This is a genomic window from Kribbella sp. NPDC059898, assembly GCF_042730855.1.
Classification (GTDB): Bacteria; Actinomycetota; Actinomycetes; order Propionibacteriales; family Kribbellaceae; genus Kribbella.
The window spans coordinates 68,873-86,728 of record NZ_JBHWKR010000007.1; the positions used below are offsets into that span (position 1 = coordinate 68,873).

General features: G+C 69.5%; 18 protein-coding genes. 5 read left to right on the forward strand and 13 right to left on the reverse strand.

The window, feature by feature from the left end; genetic code table 11:
• Positions 1–2 precede the first annotated feature (2 nt).
• The 3 genes from ACFV9C_RS22555 to ACFV9C_RS22565 are packed head-to-tail and all read right to left on the reverse strand — an operon-like array spanning position 3 to position 3,946.
• The gene (locus tag ACFV9C_RS22555; RefSeq protein WP_380196371.1) at positions 3–2,258 is read right to left on the reverse strand and encodes a [protein-PII] uridylyltransferase; all 2,256 of its coding nucleotides are present in this window, start codon (positions 2,256–2,258) and stop codon (positions 3–5) included.
• Entirely contained in the window at positions 2,259–2,597 is a 339-nt protein-coding gene (locus tag ACFV9C_RS22560) for a P-II family nitrogen regulator (RefSeq protein WP_344188166.1), read from the reverse strand.
• A complete protein-coding gene (locus ACFV9C_RS22565; protein ID WP_380196373.1) occupies positions 2,594–3,946 on the reverse strand; it encodes an ammonium transporter in 1,353 nt (450 codons plus the stop codon). Before ACFV9C_RS22565 ends, ACFV9C_RS22560 begins: the two co-directional genes overlap by 4 nt.
• Before the next feature lie 343 nt (positions 3,947–4,289).
• On the opposite strand from ACFV9C_RS22565, the gene ACFV9C_RS22570 reads away from it, so the two are divergent.
• The gene (locus ACFV9C_RS22570) at positions 4,290–4,808 is read left to right on the forward strand and encodes a TetR/AcrR family transcriptional regulator (protein WP_380196375.1); all 519 of its coding nucleotides are present in this window, start codon (positions 4,290–4,292) and stop codon (positions 4,806–4,808) included.
• Here the strand turns inward: ACFV9C_RS22570 and ACFV9C_RS22575 are convergent.
• The 3 genes from ACFV9C_RS22575 to ACFV9C_RS22585 are packed head-to-tail and all read right to left on the reverse strand — an operon-like array spanning position 4,805 to position 6,407.
• The gene (locus tag ACFV9C_RS22575) at positions 4,805–4,993 is read right to left on the reverse strand and encodes a hypothetical protein (protein ID WP_380196377.1); all 189 of its coding nucleotides are present in this window, start codon (positions 4,991–4,993) and stop codon (positions 4,805–4,807) included. The two genes, ACFV9C_RS22570 and ACFV9C_RS22575, sit on opposite strands and share 4 nt — an antisense overlap.
• Positions 4,990–5,433, reverse strand: a complete 444-nt coding sequence (locus ACFV9C_RS22580) for a sigma factor-like helix-turn-helix DNA-binding protein (RefSeq protein ID WP_380196378.1) — start codon at positions 5,431–5,433, stop codon at positions 4,990–4,992. The genes ACFV9C_RS22575 and ACFV9C_RS22580 overlap by 4 nt, the downstream gene beginning before the upstream one ends.
• A 26-nt stretch (positions 5,434–5,459) precedes the next feature.
• On the reverse strand, positions 5,460–6,407 hold the full coding sequence (locus ACFV9C_RS22585) for an NAD(P)/FAD-dependent oxidoreductase (RefSeq protein WP_380196379.1): 948 nt from the start codon (positions 6,405–6,407) through the stop codon (positions 5,460–5,462).
• 50 nt (positions 6,408–6,457) lie between these two features.
• Here ACFV9C_RS22585 and ACFV9C_RS22590 point away from each other — a divergent pair, with 50 nt between their 5' ends.
• Both ACFV9C_RS22590 and ACFV9C_RS22595 read left to right on the forward strand, forming a co-directional pair.
• Positions 6,458–7,033, forward strand: coding sequence for a helix-turn-helix domain-containing protein (locus tag ACFV9C_RS22590; protein WP_380196380.1), 576 nt, complete (start codon positions 6,458–6,460; stop codon positions 7,031–7,033).
• A gap of 25 nt (positions 7,034–7,058) precedes the next feature.
• A complete protein-coding gene (locus tag ACFV9C_RS22595) occupies positions 7,059–8,003 on the forward strand; it encodes an asparaginase (protein WP_380196381.1) in 945 nt (314 codons plus the stop codon).
• Here ACFV9C_RS22595 and ACFV9C_RS22600 read toward each other — a convergent pair.
• Genes ACFV9C_RS22600 through ACFV9C_RS22630 form a run of 7 tightly spaced genes read right to left on the reverse strand, consistent with a single transcriptional unit; the run spans position 7,994 to position 16,453 of the window.
• Positions 7,994–9,205, reverse strand: a complete 1,212-nt coding sequence (locus tag ACFV9C_RS22600) for an RNA polymerase sigma factor (RefSeq protein ID WP_380196382.1) — start codon at positions 9,203–9,205, stop codon at positions 7,994–7,996. The genes ACFV9C_RS22595 and ACFV9C_RS22600 overlap by 10 nt on opposite strands.
• Entirely contained in the window at positions 9,183–9,590 is a 408-nt protein-coding gene (locus ACFV9C_RS22605) for a YciI family protein (RefSeq protein WP_380196383.1), read from the reverse strand. The genes ACFV9C_RS22600 and ACFV9C_RS22605 overlap by 23 nt, the downstream gene beginning before the upstream one ends.
• A gap of 17 nt (positions 9,591–9,607) precedes the next feature.
• Complete coding sequence (ftsY, locus tag ACFV9C_RS22610) at positions 9,608–10,816, reverse strand: signal recognition particle-docking protein FtsY (RefSeq protein WP_380196385.1); 1,209 nt, start codon at positions 10,814–10,816, stop codon at positions 9,608–9,610.
• 43 nt (positions 10,817–10,859) lie between these two features.
• On the reverse strand, positions 10,860–12,437 hold the full coding sequence (gene cydC / locus ACFV9C_RS22615; protein WP_380196386.1) for a thiol reductant ABC exporter subunit CydC: 1,578 nt from the start codon (positions 12,435–12,437) through the stop codon (positions 10,860–10,862).
• The gene (gene cydD, locus ACFV9C_RS22620; RefSeq protein ID WP_380196388.1) at positions 12,434–14,059 is read right to left on the reverse strand and encodes a thiol reductant ABC exporter subunit CydD; all 1,626 of its coding nucleotides are present in this window, start codon (positions 14,057–14,059) and stop codon (positions 12,434–12,436) included. Before cydD ends, cydC begins: the two co-directional genes overlap by 4 nt.
• On the reverse strand, positions 14,056–15,036 hold the full coding sequence (gene cydB, locus ACFV9C_RS22625) for a cytochrome d ubiquinol oxidase subunit II (protein WP_380196389.1): 981 nt from the start codon (positions 15,034–15,036) through the stop codon (positions 14,056–14,058). Before cydB ends, cydD begins: the two co-directional genes overlap by 4 nt.
• 13 nt (positions 15,037–15,049) lie before the next feature.
• Complete coding sequence (locus tag ACFV9C_RS22630) at positions 15,050–16,453, reverse strand: cytochrome ubiquinol oxidase subunit I (RefSeq protein WP_380196390.1); 1,404 nt, start codon at positions 16,451–16,453, stop codon at positions 15,050–15,052.
• An 83-nt stretch (positions 16,454–16,536) separates the two neighbouring features.
• Here ACFV9C_RS22630 and ACFV9C_RS22635 point away from each other — a divergent pair, with 83 nt between their 5' ends.
• The gene (locus tag ACFV9C_RS22635; protein ID WP_380196391.1) at positions 16,537–16,920 is read left to right on the forward strand and encodes a BlaI/MecI/CopY family transcriptional regulator; all 384 of its coding nucleotides are present in this window, start codon (positions 16,537–16,539) and stop codon (positions 16,918–16,920) included.
• Positions 16,917–17,822, forward strand: a complete 906-nt coding sequence (locus ACFV9C_RS22640; RefSeq protein ID WP_380196393.1) for a M56 family metallopeptidase — start codon at positions 16,917–16,919, stop codon at positions 17,820–17,822. Before ACFV9C_RS22635 ends, ACFV9C_RS22640 begins: the two co-directional genes overlap by 4 nt.
• Positions 17,823–17,856 lie beyond the last annotated feature (34 nt).

The following is a 17,856-nucleotide window of genomic DNA, read 5'->3' on the forward strand; positions in this document are numbered from 1 at the left end:
GGTTAGAAGCTCAACCGATCCAGCACCGACTTTGCGGTCGTCCGCGCGTCCTCGGGTTCCAACGGCGCACCATGGCGATCCGTTAGGTAGAAGACGTCCACACACTCCGCCCCCAGCGTGCTGACGTGGGCAGATCGGATGTCCGCGCCAGTAGCCGCAATAGCCGCGGTCACGTCGTACAGGAGTCCAGGACGGTCATGTGCCCGCACTTGCAACACCGTTGCTGTCTCGGACGCTTCTGCCAACAAGTCGACACGACTGGCCACGCGCGGCTGGGCCGAGTCCCGAGCAGCAAGCCGCCGTACGACGTCCGACGAGTCCCGCAGCGCTACCGCCAGACGGTCCCGTAGCCGCACCGGATCGGGCGGGGAGCCGGCGACCGTCCACTGCGAGATCCCCAGGCCGTCAACGGACGTCACGACAGCAGACCGCACCGCCAGCCGGTCTACAGCCAGCACTGCGGCAACGGTCGACAGTGTGCCCACCTGGTCGGGTACGGCGACGTTGACGCGCAGGTCGCCGTGGTGCTCGGTCACCGTGACGCCAAGGCGCCCGACACCGACCACTTGGTGCAGCACGGGCACGGGTACGGGCGGGCTCTCCATCCACATGCTCTCGCCGCCCGCCAGCTCGCTGCGTACCCGTCGGCACAGGTCCCCGACCAGCCGCATCCGCCACGGCGACGAGGCCGCCGGACCGGCCGCCCGCGCATCGGCGTACGTCAACGCCTCCAGCAGATCCAGGGTCTCGGTACTGCGGACGATCCCGGCGACCATGTCCACGGTCATCGGGTCGTCGAGGTCACGCCGGGTCGCGACCTGCGCGAGCATCAGGTGCTGGCGGACCAGCAACGTGATCATGTCGGCGTCCGCCTCGCTGAAGCCGATCCGCCGCGCTACCCGGGCCGCGATACCCGCACCGGTGACGCTGTGGTCGCCGTCGAGCGCCTTGCCGAGGTCGTGCAGCAGCGCAGCCACCAGCAACAGGTCAGGCCGCCGTACGTCGCGCACCATCGCCGACGCCTCGACACACGTCTCCAGTAGGTGCCGGTCGACAGTGAACCGGTGGATCGCCGACTGCGGCGGCCGGAACCGTACGGCGTCCCACTCGGGCAGCAGCCGCGAGATGTACCCGGCCTGGTCCAGCGCCTCCCACACCTCCAGCAGCCCGGAGCCGGCACCGAGCAGAGCGCACAGCAACCGCCGCGCCTCTCCGGGCCAGGGCTCCGGAAAGTCAGCAGCCGACGCCGCTAGCCGCGCACAGACCGCAGGTGAGAGCACTAGCTCTCTGTCGGCGGCAACCGCAGCAGCACGGAGACCTAGCACCGGGTTGCGCTCTGGGCGCGCGTCCGGCATCAGCACGACCTCACCCTCGTGCTGCGCCACCCCTTCGTCCAGCGCGAGCAGCAACGGCCCACCGGTCCGCTGCCTGCGCCGGGAACGCGGCGGCTTGGTCATCAAGCTCTCGACCCGTCGCCACGACACGTCACACACATGCGCAAGCGTCCGCCCGGTCGCGTACACGTGCCGCAACAGCTCGTCCCGCCCCGACAACCCGAGCCCTGCCGCCACTTCGCCGGCCAGGTCGGCCACCAGCCGGTCAGTCGCGCGCCCTGCCACCTCATGCAGTACGTCGCGGATCTCCAGCAGGTCACGCCGCGCCCGTTCAACCACAGGGTGCGGTACGTCGACCAGCCACGACGCCACGAGAGCACGCAGTACGACGGCGTCCCGCAGACCGCCGTACGCCTCCTTCAGATCCGGCTCCGCGAGATGCGCGAGCTCTCCGACCGTGGAGGCCCGGTCACGGCACGCCTGGGCCAGCCCGGGCAGCCGGGACTTCGCCGTACGTCGCCAGTCGGCCATGAGCACCGACCGGAGCTGCAGGGTCAGATGGGTGTCGCCCGCGACGTGCCGCGCGTCCAGCAGGCCCAACGCCACCCGGTCGTCGGCCGCGGCCGCCTGCTGCGCCTCGACGAGGGTGCGGACGCTGTGGTCCAGCTTGGTCCTGGAGTCCCACAGCGGGTACCAGATCTGGGCAGCCAGCTCGTCGATCCGCGGGTACCCCTCGGCGTGCACGAGCATCACGTCGAGGTCGCTGTACGGCGACAGCTCCTCGCGCCCGTACCCGCCCACCGCGACGAGGGCGACGCCCTCGGTAGGAACACCGAGGGCGTCGCAGGCCTTCGCCAGCAGCAGTTGCAGCAGCTCGTCCGCCTCCACGGCACGAACCCGCCGCTGCTCTGCCCGATCGACCATCTAGAGCGCGTCTCCGTCCAGTTCGCCGGTCCGGACCCGGACGATCGTCTCGACCGGGGTGACCCACACCTTGCCGTCGCCGATCTTGCCGGTCTGGGCGGCCTTCACGATCACGTCCACCACGTCGGCGCTGTCACCGTCCTCGACGACGACCTCGAGCCGGACCTTCGGCACCAGGTCCACCTCGTACTCGGCGCCACGATAGACCTCGGTGTGGCCCTTCTGCCGCCCGTACCCGCTGGCCTCGGTGACCGTCATCCCGGTGACGCCGAACGTCTCCAGCGCGGCCCGCACGTCCTCCAGCTTGTGCGGCTTGACCACCGCGGTGACCAGCTTCATGCCTTGACACCTTCCTTCTCAGAGGCCTCGGTGGTCCCATTGTCGGTCTCGGCGGGGGCTGCCGCCGGGCGGGCCGACAGCGCACCGCGCAGACCCGACGAACCGACGTAGTCGTACGCCGTCTCGGCGTGCTCGACCTGGTCGACACCGGTGACCTCGTCGTCCTCGGTGAGCCGGAAGCCGATCGTCTTGTCGATCACCTTGCCGAGGATGAACGCTACCGAGAACGAGTAGATCGCGACCACCACGTTGGCCAGCGCCTGCCGGCCGAGCTGCGTGACACCACCACCGTAGAACAGTCCGTTCACGGCCGACGGGGCGGCGGCCGAACCGAACAGGCCGATCGCCAGCGAGCCGAACAGACCGCCGACGAAGTGCACGCCGACCACGTCGAGCGAGTCGTCGAAGCCGAGCTTGTACTTCAGCGAGACCGCGAATGCGCAGATCGCACCGGCGAGTACGCCGACGGCGATCGCACCGAGCGGGGTGACCGCGCCACAGGACGGGGTGATCGCGACCAGACCGGCGACCGCGCCGGACGCCATACCCAGCGTGGTGGCCTTGCCGTGGGTGAGGCGCTCCACGATCAGCCAGCCGATCACCGCCGCGGCGGTGGCGACCTGGGTGTTCACGAACGTGACCGACGCCGTGGTGCCGGCGCTCAGCGCGGAGCCGGCGTTGAAGCCGAACCAGCCGAACCACAGCAGACCGGCCCCGAGCAGCACCAGCGGCAGGCTGTGCGGCCGCATCGGGTCCTTCTTCCAGCCGACCCGCTTGCCGAGCACGATGGCCAGCGCGAGCGCGGCGGCACCGGCGTTCAGGTGCACCGCCGTACCGCCGGCGAAGTCGATCGCCTTCAGCTTGTCACCGATCCAGCCACCGTTGCCCTTGTCCAGGAACCACACGGAGTGGGCGACCGGGAAGTACACCAGGCAGGTCCACCCGATCACGAACGCGATCCAGCCGCGGAACGTGGCCCGGTCGGCGATCGCGCCGGAGATCAGCGCGGGGGTGATGATCGCGAACATCAACTGGAACGCGACGAAAGCGAGCGTGGGCGTCGTCCCGCTGATCGCGTCCGGTGCGAGCAGGCCCTTCAGGCCTACCTCAGAAAAGTCCCCGATCACGTGTCCGGTGTCACCGGCGAACGTCAGCGAGAAGCCGACCACCACCCAGAGGATGGTGACGACGGCGATGGTGATGAAACTCATCATCATCATGTTCAGCACGCTCTTCACGCGCACCATGCCGCCGTAGAAGAAAGCCAGTCCCGGGGTCATCAGCATCACCAGGGCGGCACTGGCCAGCACCCAGGCGGTATCGCCGGCGTTGATCTCCATCAACGTCATCCCTTCCATCGAACGGGGTGGCCGGCGTCCTCAGTCGGGAGGTCTCCACAACGCCGGGGAGCCCGCCGCTCGGCCACACGGACACGGTGCCGAGACGCGGTTTCAGCCGATCGGTCCGTTTGTTTCAGGCGTGTGACAAAGCGGGCTCCCAGGTGACAACGAGGTGACGTCGCCCACTACGGAGCGGAGTGTGGCACTCTGGCCTGGACCACACGGGACCGCAGCCGCGCCACTGCACCCGTCCGACCTGGGGAACCACGTGATGGAGCCGAGCCAAGGGGTGCGGCCGCGTCGCGGCAGACCACGCGATCCGGAAGCGGAACCGAGGATCCGCCGGTACGCCGTGCAACTGCTGCTGGAGCGGGGATTCGACGGAATGACGGTGGACGACGTCGCCGAGGCCGCGGGGGTCGGCAAGGCGACGATCTACCGGCGCTGGGCCAGCAAGGAGCAGCTCGCCAACGACGCGATGTCCGACCTGTTCGACCTGGAGATCCCGGACGCGGACACCGGCTCGATCGCCGGCGACCTGCGCCAGGTCTACCGGGTCGCGCTGGCGTTCGCGAACAGCGAGCGCGGCCGGGCGATGATCCGGCTCGCGGTCTCCGAGGCGAACCGCGACGAGCGGTCCGCGGCGGCGTACCGCGGCGTGCTGGAGCGCCGGATCGAGCTGACCGCGCAGGCACTGGAGCGGGCCCGCGCCCGCGGCGAGCGGATCTTGAGCTCGGCGGACCCGGTGCTGATGGTGGAGTGGATGGCCGGTGTGTTCGTGATCCGCGCGCTGACCGGCCAGCCGATGCCGCCGCCGGAGGAGGCCGACCGGCTGGCCGACGTGACGCTCCGGGTGATCATGGAGCCCTAGCCGACCTGGATGACGATCGAGGCGACGATCAACGCCACGATCACGGCCACGATCGTGAGCATGACGGTACGGCGCAGACGACGCCGTACCGCCAGGCCCGCTGCCCAGGCCGCGTCGGCCAGGTCAGGCTCCGGCAGCAGGTCGCCTGCCTGCACGAGCAGCGGTGACACGTCCTCACGCCTCATGTGGCATCCCGCCAGTCCCCCGCGCCGAGCGCGGTCCGCAAACGGCTCAGTGCGGTCATCCCGTGCGCGTGTACGGCGGGCTGCGACATCCCGAGCAGGTCGGCGACCTCGAACTCGGTCAGCTCCTCCAGATGCAGCAGAACGAGCACCGCGCGCTGTGCGGGCGTCAGCTCGGCCAGTGCGAGCTTCACTGCGTCCTCCTCGCCCTGGAACGGCTGGTCGCGGTTCCAGGGCCTCAGCGCGGGCTGGTAGAGCAAGCGCTGGACGAAGACGTCCGGGTCGTCCACCCTGGGCCAGCGCATCGAGAGCCGCGTGAAGGCACGCAAGAGCACCCGCTCAGCTCGTTGCAGGTCGCCGTACACGAGGTACGTCGTACGCAGCCATCTGCCTTGTCGTGCATCGACGAACGAGGCGAAATCCGGGTCGACCGTGTCGCGCATCCGACCTCCCGGACCTATTCAACTCCTCAACTACTGCGGGCGGCTACTGCCAGCCGCGTCTCTTCGGTGATGAGGTCGAAGTTGATGGCGGCGCCGGCCATCAGCCCAGCGGCCGCGGACGGCATCACCTGGGCCATCGGGTTGCTGACATTGCCTGCGGCGTACACGCCTGGCACCTGCGTTGCACCCATTGCGTCGACCGGGGTCGCAGTACCGACCTCAGACTCCAGCATGGTCGGTTCCAGCCCCAGATCGGCCAGGAAGCCGGCCCGTGCGCGAACGGTCGTTTGAATCGCCAACGCCTGCCGCGGGACCACCGTGCCGCCTTCCAGCCGTACGCCGGTGATCTTGTCGTCAGCCACCTCCACCTGCTCGACTTTGCCTTGCACTACGGCGATTCCACGCGCAGCCAGCTCCTCCCACTGCTCCTCGGTCGGCTCGGGCGCCGTGTGCAGGAACAGCGTCACGTCGTCGCTCAGCTGGCGGAACAGCTGCACCTGGTGCATCGCCATCGGGCTGGTCGCCAGTACGCCGATCGCCTGGTCGCGAACCTCCCAGCCGTGGCAATACGGGCAGTGCACCACGTCCTTGCCCCAACGGTCAGCCAGCCCAGGTACGTCGGGCAGCACGTCCACGAGCCCCGTGGTCACCAGGAGCCGCCGGCCGAGGTACGCCGTACCGTCCACCAACACCTCGAAGCCGTCCGCCGTACGCCGGGCCGTGGTCACGGTGCCGTCGACGAACGATCCGCCGTACCCCTGCACCTCCCGACGGCCGAGCTTGTAGATCTCCGCGGGCGGTACGCCGTCCCGCGTGAGGAAGTTGTGGACACCGTCGGCAGGCGCGTTGCGCGGCGTACCGTCGTCGATCACCAGGACCGACCGGCGGGACCGGGCCAGCGCCTGCGCACCGCTCAGCCCGGCCGCACCGCCGCCGATCACGATCACGTCGTACTTCGCTGTTCTCGAGGTCATGCCCCGAGGATGCGTGGTGATTTTCATTTTCGACAAGTACTGTTGCCGGTATGGCAAACGACGACGATGTCCTGGAGTCGGTCGGCCCGCGGCTGCGAGCGCTCCGGACCGAACGCGGTACGACGCTGGCGCAGCTGTCCGACGCCACCGGCATCTCGGTCAGCACCCTGTCGCGGCTGGAGTCCGGGCAGCGCAAGCCGACGCTGGAGCTGCTCCTGCCGCTGGCCCGGGCACACCAGGTGCAGCTGGACGAACTGGTGGACGCACCGCCGACAGGTGACCCGCGGATCTACGCCAAGCCGATCAAGCGGCACGGCAGCATCCACATCCCGCTGAGCCGCCGGCCCGGTGGGCTGCAGGCGTTCAAGCAGATCCTGCCCGAGGGCTATCCGGGGAACGACATGGAGCAGAAGACCCACGAGGGCTACGACTGGTTCTACGTGCTGTCCGGCCGGATCCGGCTGAGGCTCGGCGACCAGGACTTCGTGGTCAAGGAGGGCGAGGTGGCCGAGTTCGACTGCCGGGTGCCGCACTGGTTCTCCAACCCCGGCCCTGGTCCCACCGAGGTGCTATGCCTGTACGGCCCGCAAGGAGAGCGGATGCACGTCAGAGCACGGACCAGATGACAGGCCAGATGACAGGAGAGACCGCGTGACCGTCGCGTTGTTCACGTTGGGCGGGACCATCTCGATGGCGGGCAGCCGTCGACTCACCGGCGCGGACCTCACCGCCGCGATGCCCGGCCTTGCCGGCCTCGGGCACGAGGTGGAGATCCAGGACGTCGAGAAGATCCCCAGCGCCAACCTGACCGCAGCGAAACTGCTGGAGGTCGTCGCGGCCGCCGCCCAGGCCGTAGCCGGCGGCGCGGCCGGAGCCGTGGTCACGCAGGGCACCGACACGCTCGAAGAGAGCGCCTTCCTCGCCGACCTGGTCTGGCCGCATCCGCAGCCGCTCGTGTTCACCGGAGCGATGCGCAACCCAACGCTGGCCGGTCCGGACGGCCCAGCGAACCTCTTGGCTGCTCTGCGCGTCGCCTGCTCCCCTGCGGCACGTGACCTGGGCGCCCTGGTCGTCTTCAAGGAAGAGATCCACGCAGCCCGCTGGGTCCGTAAGACGCACAGCACCAGTACTGCGACGTTCCAGTCACCGAACGCCGGACCGCTCGGACACGTCGTCGAGGACCAGGTCCGTGTACTCACGCGCCCGCAGCGCCTGGACAGCATCCAGGCCGACGGAGACAGCGTCAGGGTGGCGCTCTACACGGTCACCATGGACGACGACGGCCTGCTGCTCCAGGGCCTCGCCGACACCCACCAGGGCCTCGTCGTTGCCGGGTACGGCGTCGGCCACGTGCCGGCCGCGCTCGCTCCGGTACTCGGAGAGCTCGCCGCCCGGATCCCCGTCGTACTGACGTCCCGGACCGGCGCCGGTTCGGTGGTGCGGAACACGTACCACTCCCCCGGCTCGGAAACGGATCTGCTGCAGCGTGGGCTGATCGACGGCGGCTTTCTCGATCCGTACAAGGCGCGCGTCCTGCTTCGGTTGCTGCTGGCAACGAACTCCGAGGTCGCGGCGGCCTTCGCGCGCTACGCCTGACCGAGCGAGGCAGCCTTGGCCAGCAGGTAGTCGCGCTCGGGCATGCTCGTCGTACCACGGGCCGCCGCACGGAAGTGTCCGGCGGCGGTCTCGTGGTCACCGCGCATCTCGTACAGGTGCCCGCGGGTGGCGTCCAGGCGGTAGTGGCCGGCCAGCTCCGCGTCCAGCGGTTCGAGGAGCTTCAGGCCGGCGTCAGGGCCGTCCACCATGGCGGCCGCGATCGCACGGTTGAGTTTCACCATCGGGTTGCCGGACAGGTCTTCCAGCAGCCCGTACAGGGCGAGGATCTGCGGCCAGTCGGTGTCCTCGGCGCGACTCACCTCGTCGTGCAGCGCGGCGATGGCCGCTTGCAGCTGGTACTCCCCCAACGGTGGGCTGTTGAACGCCTCCACCGCGAGTGCCACACCTTCGGTGATGTACGCCTGGTCCCACAGCGTCCGGTTCTGCTCAGCAAGCGGGACGAGCTCGCCGTCCTTGCCGGTCCGTGCTGTACGCCGGGCGTCGGTCAGCAGCATCAGGGCGAGCAGCCCGGTGACCTGCCCGTTGTCAGGCAGCTGAGCGCGTACGGCGCGCGTCAGGCGGATCGCTTCGCTCGACAGGTCGCTACGGTGCAGCTCTTCACCACTAGTACTCGTGTAGCCCTCGTTGAACATCAGGTAGAGGACGTGGAGCACGTTACGCAGCCGGTCGTCGTCCGCGTCCAGCTCGAAGCTCGCGCCCTTCAGCTTCTGCTTGGCGCGGCTGATCCGCTGCGCCATCGTCGCCTCCGGCACGAGGTACGCCGTGGCGATCTCGGCCGTGGTCAGCCCGCCGACCGCCCGGAGCGTCAGCGCGATCGCGGACGCTGGTGTGAGCGCCGGGTGGCAGCACAGGAACAGCAGCCGGAGCGTGTCGTCGTACTCCTCGACCTCGCCCAACGGAACCTCCCGGAGCGCGGCACGCTCCTCGCGGCGCCGGCGGGCCTGCTGTTGGCGTACCTCGTCGATGAACCGCCGCGAGGCCGCCTGGATCAGCCAGGCCTTCGGGTTGTCCGGCCGGCCGTCCCGCGGCCAGGTGGTCGCAGCCGCGACCAGGGCCTCCTGTACGGCGTCCTCGGCCGCCGCGAAGTCCCCGGACCAGCGCACGACCGCGCCGAGGACCTGCGGTGTCAGCTCACGCAGCAGGTCCTCGAAGCGCTGCTCAGAAGTCCTCGAGGTCGCCATCCGCGTCCATCAGCCGGCGGACCTCGATCGGCTGCTCCAGCGGTACGCCGCCAGGCCCGGGAGCGCTCGACTGCTCCGCGGCGATCTCCAGCGCCCGCTCCTCCGACGCGACGTCGATCAGCGTGTAGCCGGCCAGGACCTCCTTGGACTCGGCGTACGGGCCGTCGGTCAGCACCGGAGCGCTCACACCGGTCGCGCGGACGACCTTGGCGTGCTTGGGCCAGGTCAGCGCGTTCACCTCGACCAGCTCGCCGCTCTGCCGCAGCCGCTCCACATGGTCGCCCAGGTACTTCATATGCGCGTCCATGTCGGCCTGGTCCCACTCCAGCATCGGAGTGTCACAGTTCCCGCCGTCCATGTTCATCAGCAGCATGAACTTGGTCATCCCGATTCCCCCTTCGTTCAGTCCAGCAGTGCGTCGACGAACTGCTCCGGGTCGAACGGTGCCAGGTCGTCCGCACCTTCGCCAAGGCCGACCAGCTTCACCGGTACGCCGAGCTCGCGCTGGACGGCGATCACGATGCCGCCCTTCGCCGTACCGTCGAGCTTGGTCAGGACCAGGCCGGTGACGTCGATGACCTCGGCGAACACCCGCGCCTGGGTGAGCCCGTTCTGGCCGGTGGTGGCGTCGATGACCAGCAGCACCTCGTCGACCTCGGCGGACTTCTCGATCACCCGCTTCACCTTGCCGAGCTCGTCCATCAGGCCGGTCTTGGTGTGCAGGCGGCCGGCGGTGTCGATCAGGACGACGTCCGCCTCCTCCGCGATGCCCTCCTTGACCGAGTCGAACGCGATGCTGGCCGGGTCGCCGCCCTCCGGGCCCCGCACGGTCCGGGCGCCGACCCGCTCGCCCCAGGTCTGCAACTGGTCGGCGGCGGCCGCCCGGAAGGTGTCGGCGGCGCCGAGGACGACGTGCTTGTCCTCGGCGATCAGCACCCGGGCCAGCCGACCGACGGTGGTGGTCTTGCCGGTGCCGTTCACGCCGACCATCAGGATGACGGCGGGCTGACCGTCCTTGCGGCTCGCCTTGATCGACCGGTCCATCGACGGGTCGACCAGGTCCACCAGCTCCTCGCGGAGGATCTGCCGGGCCTGGTCGGCGCCGACGCCCTCGACGCGCATCCGGGTGCGCAGCTTCTCGACCAGCTCCTGGGTCGGCGCGACCCCGACGTCGGCGGTGATCAGCGTGGTCTCGATGTCCTCCCACGCCTCCTCGTCGAGCTTGTCCCGCGACAGCAGCGCGAGCAGGCCCTTGCCGAGCGAGCCCTGTGAGCGGGCCAGCCGGGCCCGGAGCCGGACCAGCCGGCCCTGCGCGGACTCGGGCTTCTCGAGCGTGGTCCCCGGGAGCTCGGTGTCCTCGAGCGTGCGGGTCGGGGTGTCGCGCGGTTCCGCGGCGTCGTCGCCGACCTGCGGCTCGGCCGTCTCCGGCGTGGTCTCCGGCGTGGTCTCCGGCGCCTCGACGGCCGGCTTGGTGGCCGACGGCAACTCTCCGCGGCGCCGCCGGGCGACGACCAGACCGGTGGTACCGACGACGAGGACTACCGCGATCACGACCACGATCGTGATCAGCGCCTGGTCGGTGAGCAGCGAGACGAGCTGTGGGGTCAACACGGTTCCCCATCTTGGCAGACGCCCGGCCCGCCGCACGCATTTGTCACGTCAGGCAAACCAGTTGTCGCGGAACGTGAGGAGGGACGAGCTCGGGGCGATGGGTGAGCAGCACCACGGTCCGGTCGCCGGCCGCGGCGAACAGGTCGGCCAGCAGTGCCCGGCCGGTCTCCTCGTCCAGATGCTCGGTGGGCTCGTCCAGGACCAGTATGTCGCGATCGGCGAGCAAGAGCCGTGCGAAGGCGAGTCGCTGGCGTTCACCGCCGGACAGGCGGGCACCGTGCTCGCCGACCATCGTGTCGAGGCCGTCGGGCAGGTTCTCGACGAAGACGCCGAGCCGGGCGCGGTAGAGCGCCTTCCAGAGCTGCAGATCGCTCACGCCGGGCTTCGCGAGCAGGAGGTTCTCCCGGATGCTCGTGTCGAAGACGTGGCTCTCCTGGGTCAGGAGGCCGACGACAGTGCGTACCTGGTCGCCTTCGAGGCTGGCGAGGTCTACGCCGTCAAGGAGAACCTCCCCGCCGCGTGGCTCGAGGAAGCGGAGCAGGACGGCTGCCAGGGTGCTCTTGCCGGATCCGCTCGGTCCGGTGATCACTACGCGGCTCCCGGCGGGCATGTCGACGGTAAGGCCGTCCAGTACGTCGGTGTCGTCGTACCCAACGCGGAGGAGCTTCACCTGCATGTCTCGGCCTGGTGGGAGCGGGAGGGGGTTCAGCGGGTCGATGACCGGCGGCGGGGTGTCTACGAGTTCCTGGACTCTCGCGAGGGACGCCCGTACGCGAATGGCGAGTTGGGCGGCGGCGGGGATGCCTCCTAGTACGTCGGCGAGGGCCAGCGGGGTGAGGACCAGTACGGCGAAGACTGGGGCGGTGATGTTCGCCGTACTGCCGAGGACCAGTGCGGCAACGCTGGCGCCGCCGATGCACAGGACGAGCAGGGCGCTGCCGAGGCCGGTGCTCCAGGCGGACCGGCGTTCGGCTGCTGCCAGGTGGGCGTCGTGGCGGGTGAAGTCGTCCAGGACGGTGTCTACGGCGTTGTAGGCGAGTACGTCGGCCGCGGTGAGCAGGGTCTCGGTCGTGGTGGCTGCGACGTCACCACGTGCGCCGGCGATGCTGCGCTCGGCCTGCTCCGCGGTACGGGCGGTCAGCCACGGTACGACGGTGCAGGCGATAAGAACTGCCAGGGCGACGGCTGCGCCTGCTGTTGGGAGCAGTACTACGAGAAGGGCGACCGTAGCGGTGGCTGTTACTGCTGCGACCGCTACAGGCAGCAGTACGCGCAGCCAGAGGTCCAGCACGGCGTCTACGTCCAGGACGAGCCGCGCCAGCAGGTCCCCCTGCCGCTGACCCTTGAGCGGCGCCAGCTTCTCCAGCTGGCCGGTTACCCGAGCGCGGGTCTCCCCCAGCACCCGGTACGCCGCGTCGTGCCCGACCAGCCGCTCGACGTACCGGAAGACGCCCCGTCCGACGCCGAACGCCCGTACAGCCACGATCGGCACCATCAACAGCAGCACAGGCGGCTGCGCGGACGCGGCTGTAATCAGCCAGGCAGACGTAGCCAGCAGAGCGACCGCGGAACCAGCCGCAGCAACACCCAGTACAAGTGCCAGGACCAGTCGGCCCTTCATGCGCTCACCAGCTCTCGGGTGCCAACCGGGACGGTGCGGTCGGCGGCTGCGATCAGGGCGGGGCGGTGGGCCACCAGGAGGATGGTGCGGCCGGTGGTGCGGAGCGAGGTGATGACCTGGGCTTCGGTGTCGGGGTCCAGGCCGGCGGTGGGCTCGTCCAGGAGGAGGACGGGAGCGTCGGTCAGGAGGGCCCGGGCCAGGGCCACGCGGCGTTGCTGGCCACCGGACAGTTGCCGGCCTTGCTCGCCGACCGCCTTGTCCAGCGGGAGGTCGGCGGCTCCTGCAGCGGACAACGCAGCGCGGACTTCGGTGTCCGTGGCGTCGGGGCGGGCCAGGCGGACGTTGTCGACGACAGTGCCCAGGCGGAGACCAGGGTTCTGCGGCACCCAGGCGAACTGCCGCCGCCACTCGGACGGTACGAACTCGTCGGCCGCGCTCCCACCCGCAACCACCACCCCACGATCCGGTACGACGAAGCCGAGCAGCACAGCCAGTACGGTCGACTTCCCCGCGCCGCTCGGACCGGTCAGCGCGACCACCTCCCCCGGCCGCACCTCCAGGTCGAACCCGTCCAGCGCCGGCTCCTCCCGCCCCGGATACGTCACGGTCACGTCGTACAGCTGCAGCGGCGTCACCCGCAGATCCGGTACGTCGACCCGCTCGCCCCGCTCCGGCAGCGGGGTCTCCAGCACGCGGAACACCTCTTCGCTCGCGGCTACCCCGTCCGCGCTCGCGTGGAACTGCATGCCGACCTGCCGCAGCGGGAGGTACGCCTCAGGCGCCAGGATCAGCACCATCAGCGCCGTCTCCAATCCAAGCTTCCCGTCGACCAACCGAAGCCCCACTCCCACCGCAACCAACGCCACCGACAAGCTCGCCAACAGCTCCAACGCGAACGACGACAAGAACGCGACCCGCAGGCTCCCCATCGAGGCGGCGCGGTGCTGATCGGTCACCCGCCGTACGGCGGACTCCTGCGCCTTCGCACGACCGAACAGCTTCAACGTGGTCAGCCCGCCGACGACATCGGCGAAGTGGTGCGCCAGCACCGCCAACGCGTGCTGCCGCCGCCGGCTCCGTGCCTGCGTCACCCAGCCGATCAACGCCATGAAGATCGGGATCAGCGGCAACGTGATCAGTACGGTCCCGGCAGCGATCAGATCGCCCGTAGCCATCCACCCGATCACCCCAGCCGGCACAGTGGACGCCAGCACGAGCTGCGGAAGGTACCGAGCAAAGTACGGGTCCAAATCGTCCAGGCCCTTTGTCAGCAGCGTTGTGAGCGCACTGCTGCGTTCTCCGCTCAACCACACCGGCCCCAGCATCAACGAGTGCTCCAGCACCTGCCGCCGCAGCGTTGACTTCACGGCGGCCGCAGCACGTTGCGCCACGACCTCTTGCGCCCACACCAACAACGCCCGACCGGCCACCACAGCAGCCAGCCCCCACGCCACCACACCGACCCCACTGCCCCGCAGTACGACGCCTGCGATGCCGTGTGCGAGCAGCACCGCCTGCACGATGATCAGCACGCCGCTGAGCACACCGATCACCACCGACGCCGCCAGGAACACCCGGGCGCCCCGTGCGCGCTTGAGCAGCCGTGGGTCGAGCGGCTTCATGCGGCCACGACCCGCTTGCGAAACACCCAGTACGTCCAGCCCTGGTAGAGCAGCACCAGCGGCAGGAAGATCGCCGTGATGATCGTCATCGCCTTCAGCGTGTACGGCGAGGACGCCGCGTCGGCCGCGGTGAGGGACGTGCCCGGCAGCGTCGACGGCATCACGTCAGGGAACAGCGCGACGAACAACGACACCACGGCCAGCCCGATCGCGAGCGTCGTACCGACGAAGGCCCAGCCTTCGCGGCGCAGGACGTTCGCGACCCAGCCACCGGCGAAGGCGACGATCGCGGCGATCGTGAGCACCACCGACGCCGTGCCGCCGCGCAGCACCTGCGCCCAGACCAGGAACGCGATCGTCAGCGCCGCCGCGACCACGCCGGCCCGGGTCGCGAGCCGGTTGGCGCGGACCCGCAGGTCGTCGGTGGTCCGCAGCGCCAGGAAGATCGCGCCGTGCGTGACGAACACCGCCACGAACGTCAGCCCGCCGAGCAGCGCGAACGGGTTCAGCAGCGTCCCGAAGCTCCCGACGTACTCGTGCCTGGCGTCCAGCGGTACGCCGCGCACGATGTTGCCGAAGGCAACGCCCCAGAGCAGCGCGGGCAGCACCGACCCGACCACGATCATCACGTCCATCCGCGACCGCCAGACCGGATCGTCCCGTTTGCCGCGGTACTCCAGCGCGACGCCGCGGACGATCAGCCCGATCAGGATGAAGAACAGCGGCAGGTAGAACCCGCTGAACAGCGTCGCGTACCACTCCGGGAAGGCCGCGAACGTCGCCGCGCCGGCCATGATCAGCCACACCTCGTTACCGTCCCAGACCGGCCCGATCGTCTCGATCGCGGCCCGCCGTTCGGGCTCGTTCCGGCCGAGCACGCGATACAGCATGCCGACGCCGAAGTCGAACCCCTCGAGGATGAAGTACCCGGTCCAGAGCATCGCGATCGCGATGAACCACACAGTCGACAGTTCCATCTCGAAGAGCTCCTCAGTACGCGAACGACAGCGGTTTGTCAGGCTCGTCCGAGCCGGTGTCGGCAGGCGCGTCGGTCCCGGCCAGACCGCCGCGGATCGTGCGCAGCATCAGTTTGGTCTCGACCACCGCGAGCGCGCCGTACAGCAGCGTGAACCCGACCAGCGACGTGATCACCTCGCCGCCCGTCGTACCGGGTGAGACACCCGATGCCGTCGGCAACAACCCGAAGACCAGCCAGGGCTGCCGCCCGGTCTCGGTGAAGACCCAGCCGAAGGTGTTCGCGAGCAGCGGCAGCAGCGGCAACGGAGCCACCGCCCAGATCAGCCAGCGGGCCGGCGCGCGGCCGCGGCGGGTGGTCCACAGCAGCCAGAGCGCGATCGCCGCGGACAGCATCCCGACCCCGATCATCAGCCGGAACGTCCAGTACGTCAGCGGGATGTTCGGCTTGTACGACCCCGGGCCGTAGAGCTGCTCGTACGCGTCCTGCAGCGAGTTGATGCCCTTCACCTCGCCGCCGAAGTGCCCGGTGGCCAGGAACGACAGCAGGTACGGCACCTTGATCGAGAAGATCTCCTTCGACCCGTCCAGCGTGCCGACCGTGAACACCGAGAACGACGCCGGCTTCTCGGTCTCGTACAGCGCCTCGGCCGCCGCCATCTTCATCGGCTGCACCTCGGTCATCACCTTGCCCTGCAGGTCGCCGCTGATCGCCACACCGACGCTCGCGACCAGGACGACGGACGCACCGATCTTCAGCGCCGACCGGAAGACGTCCCGATCGGTGTCGGGGCGGCGCAGCAGGTGCCACAGCGCGACTCCGGCCACGAAGGCGCCGCCGACCATGAACGCGGCGAAGATCGTGTGCGGATAGGTGACCAGCACGACCTTGTTGGTCAGCACGGCCCACAGGTCGGTCAGCTCCGCGCGGCCGCGGGCGGCGTTGTAGCGGAAGCCGACCGGGTGCTGCATCCACGAGTTGGCGGCCAGGATGAAGTACGCCGAGAGCTGTGTGCCGAGCACCACCATCCAGATGCAGCCGAGGTGGACGAGCTTCGGGAGCCGCTCCCAGCCGAAGATCCAGAGGCCGATGAAGGTCGACTCGAGGAAGAACGCGAGCAGGCCCTCCAGCGCCAGCGGGGCACCGAACACGTCCCCGACGAACCGCGAGTAGTCGCTCCAGTTCATCCCGAACTGGAACTCCTGCACCAGCCCGGTGACCACGCCCATCGCGATGTTGATCAGGAACAGCTTCCCGTAGAACTTGGTCAGCCGGAGGTACTTCTCCTTCCCGGTCCGGTACCAGGCGGTCTGCAGGCCGGCGGTGATCGCGACCAGCGAGATCGTCACCGGTACGAAGAAGAAGTGGTACACGGTGGTGATCGCGAACTGCCACCGCGCCAGATCCAGGGTGTCCATCGGAAGGCCTCCCCAGCCCATCTACGACGTTACGTAGTAGATGCTAGCGCAGATCTACTACGACGTGTAGTTATACTTGCCAGGTGGCGAGTGAGGAGAAGGGTCCGCGCCCTCTGGGCGAGCTGGAACGCCTGGTGATGGAGCAGCTCTGGGCTGCTCCGGCCGCCCTGACCGTGCGCGAGGTGCACGAGCGGCTGTCCCGGACCCGTGAGCTCGCTTACACCACTGTGATGACCGTTCTGGACCGGCTGGCGAAGAAGAAGCTGACCGAGCGCGAGCGCGACGGCAAGGCCTGGCGCTACCGGGCCGCCGCGCCCCGGGAGGAGCTGGCCGCGGACCTCATGCGGGACGCTCTGAACAGTGCGGGCGACCGCCGGGAGGCCCTGGTCCGTTTTGTCGGCCAGGTCTCCGACGAAGAGGCCGCGCTGCTGCGTGACGCCTTGTCCAGGTTGGACAGCCAGGGGTGACCACCCCGGTCCTGCTGGCCGTCCTGGCGCTGGTACTCACCGGCCCGGCTCCGGCGCTGCTGGCTCGTTCCGAGTGGCCGTATCGGGTCCCCCGTGCGGCGGTCATCCTCTGGCAGTCGATCGCTCTGGCCGCCGTACTGGCTGCTCTTGGTGCCGGTATTTCCTTGTCCTACTGGATCGCGGGACGGCCTGGGCATCCCCGGTTCGATCCGTCGTCGCCACGGGACCTCGTGGCCGCGTTGATCCTCGCCATGGTCGCGCTGGTCGTCGTACGGCTCTTCTGGGCGGTCGGGCGCGTGGCCGTCGGTACGCGCGCCAGGCGGAAGCGGCACCGCGACCTGGTCGACGTACTGGCCACACCGGACGGGCTGATCCCCGGACTACGGGTGCTGGCCGAGGAGACACCGCTGGCGTACTGCCTGCCCGCGCTGCGTGGTGCTCGCGTTGTCGTGTCCGTCGGCGCACTGGACCGGCTGGACGACAGCGAGCTCAAGGCAGTACTGGCCCACGAGCAGGCGCACCTGCGCGCGCGGCACGACCTCGTGCTCGAGGAGTTCACCGCCCTGCACCACGCGTTCCCCCGCTGGGTACGCAGCGACGTAGCGCTCGAGCAGGCGCGCACGCTGGTCGAGCTGCTCGCCGACGACGACGCCCGCCGCCGCAACGGCCCGCGGCCGCTGGCCCGCGCACTGGTAGCACTGGCCGGATCCCCCGCACCCGAAGCGGCACTGGCCGCGGCCAAGTCCGCCACCGTACTGCGGGTCGAGCGACTGGCCGGGCCTGCGGCCACCGAACGCCGGCTGTCCGCCGTCACCTACGCCGGCGCGGCCGCGCTCCTCGTGCTGCCGACGATCACCATCGCCGCCCCGATCGTGAAAGCGATCGTGGACGCGCTCAGCTAACCGAAACGCTTTCCCTCACCTCGGGCTACGGCCA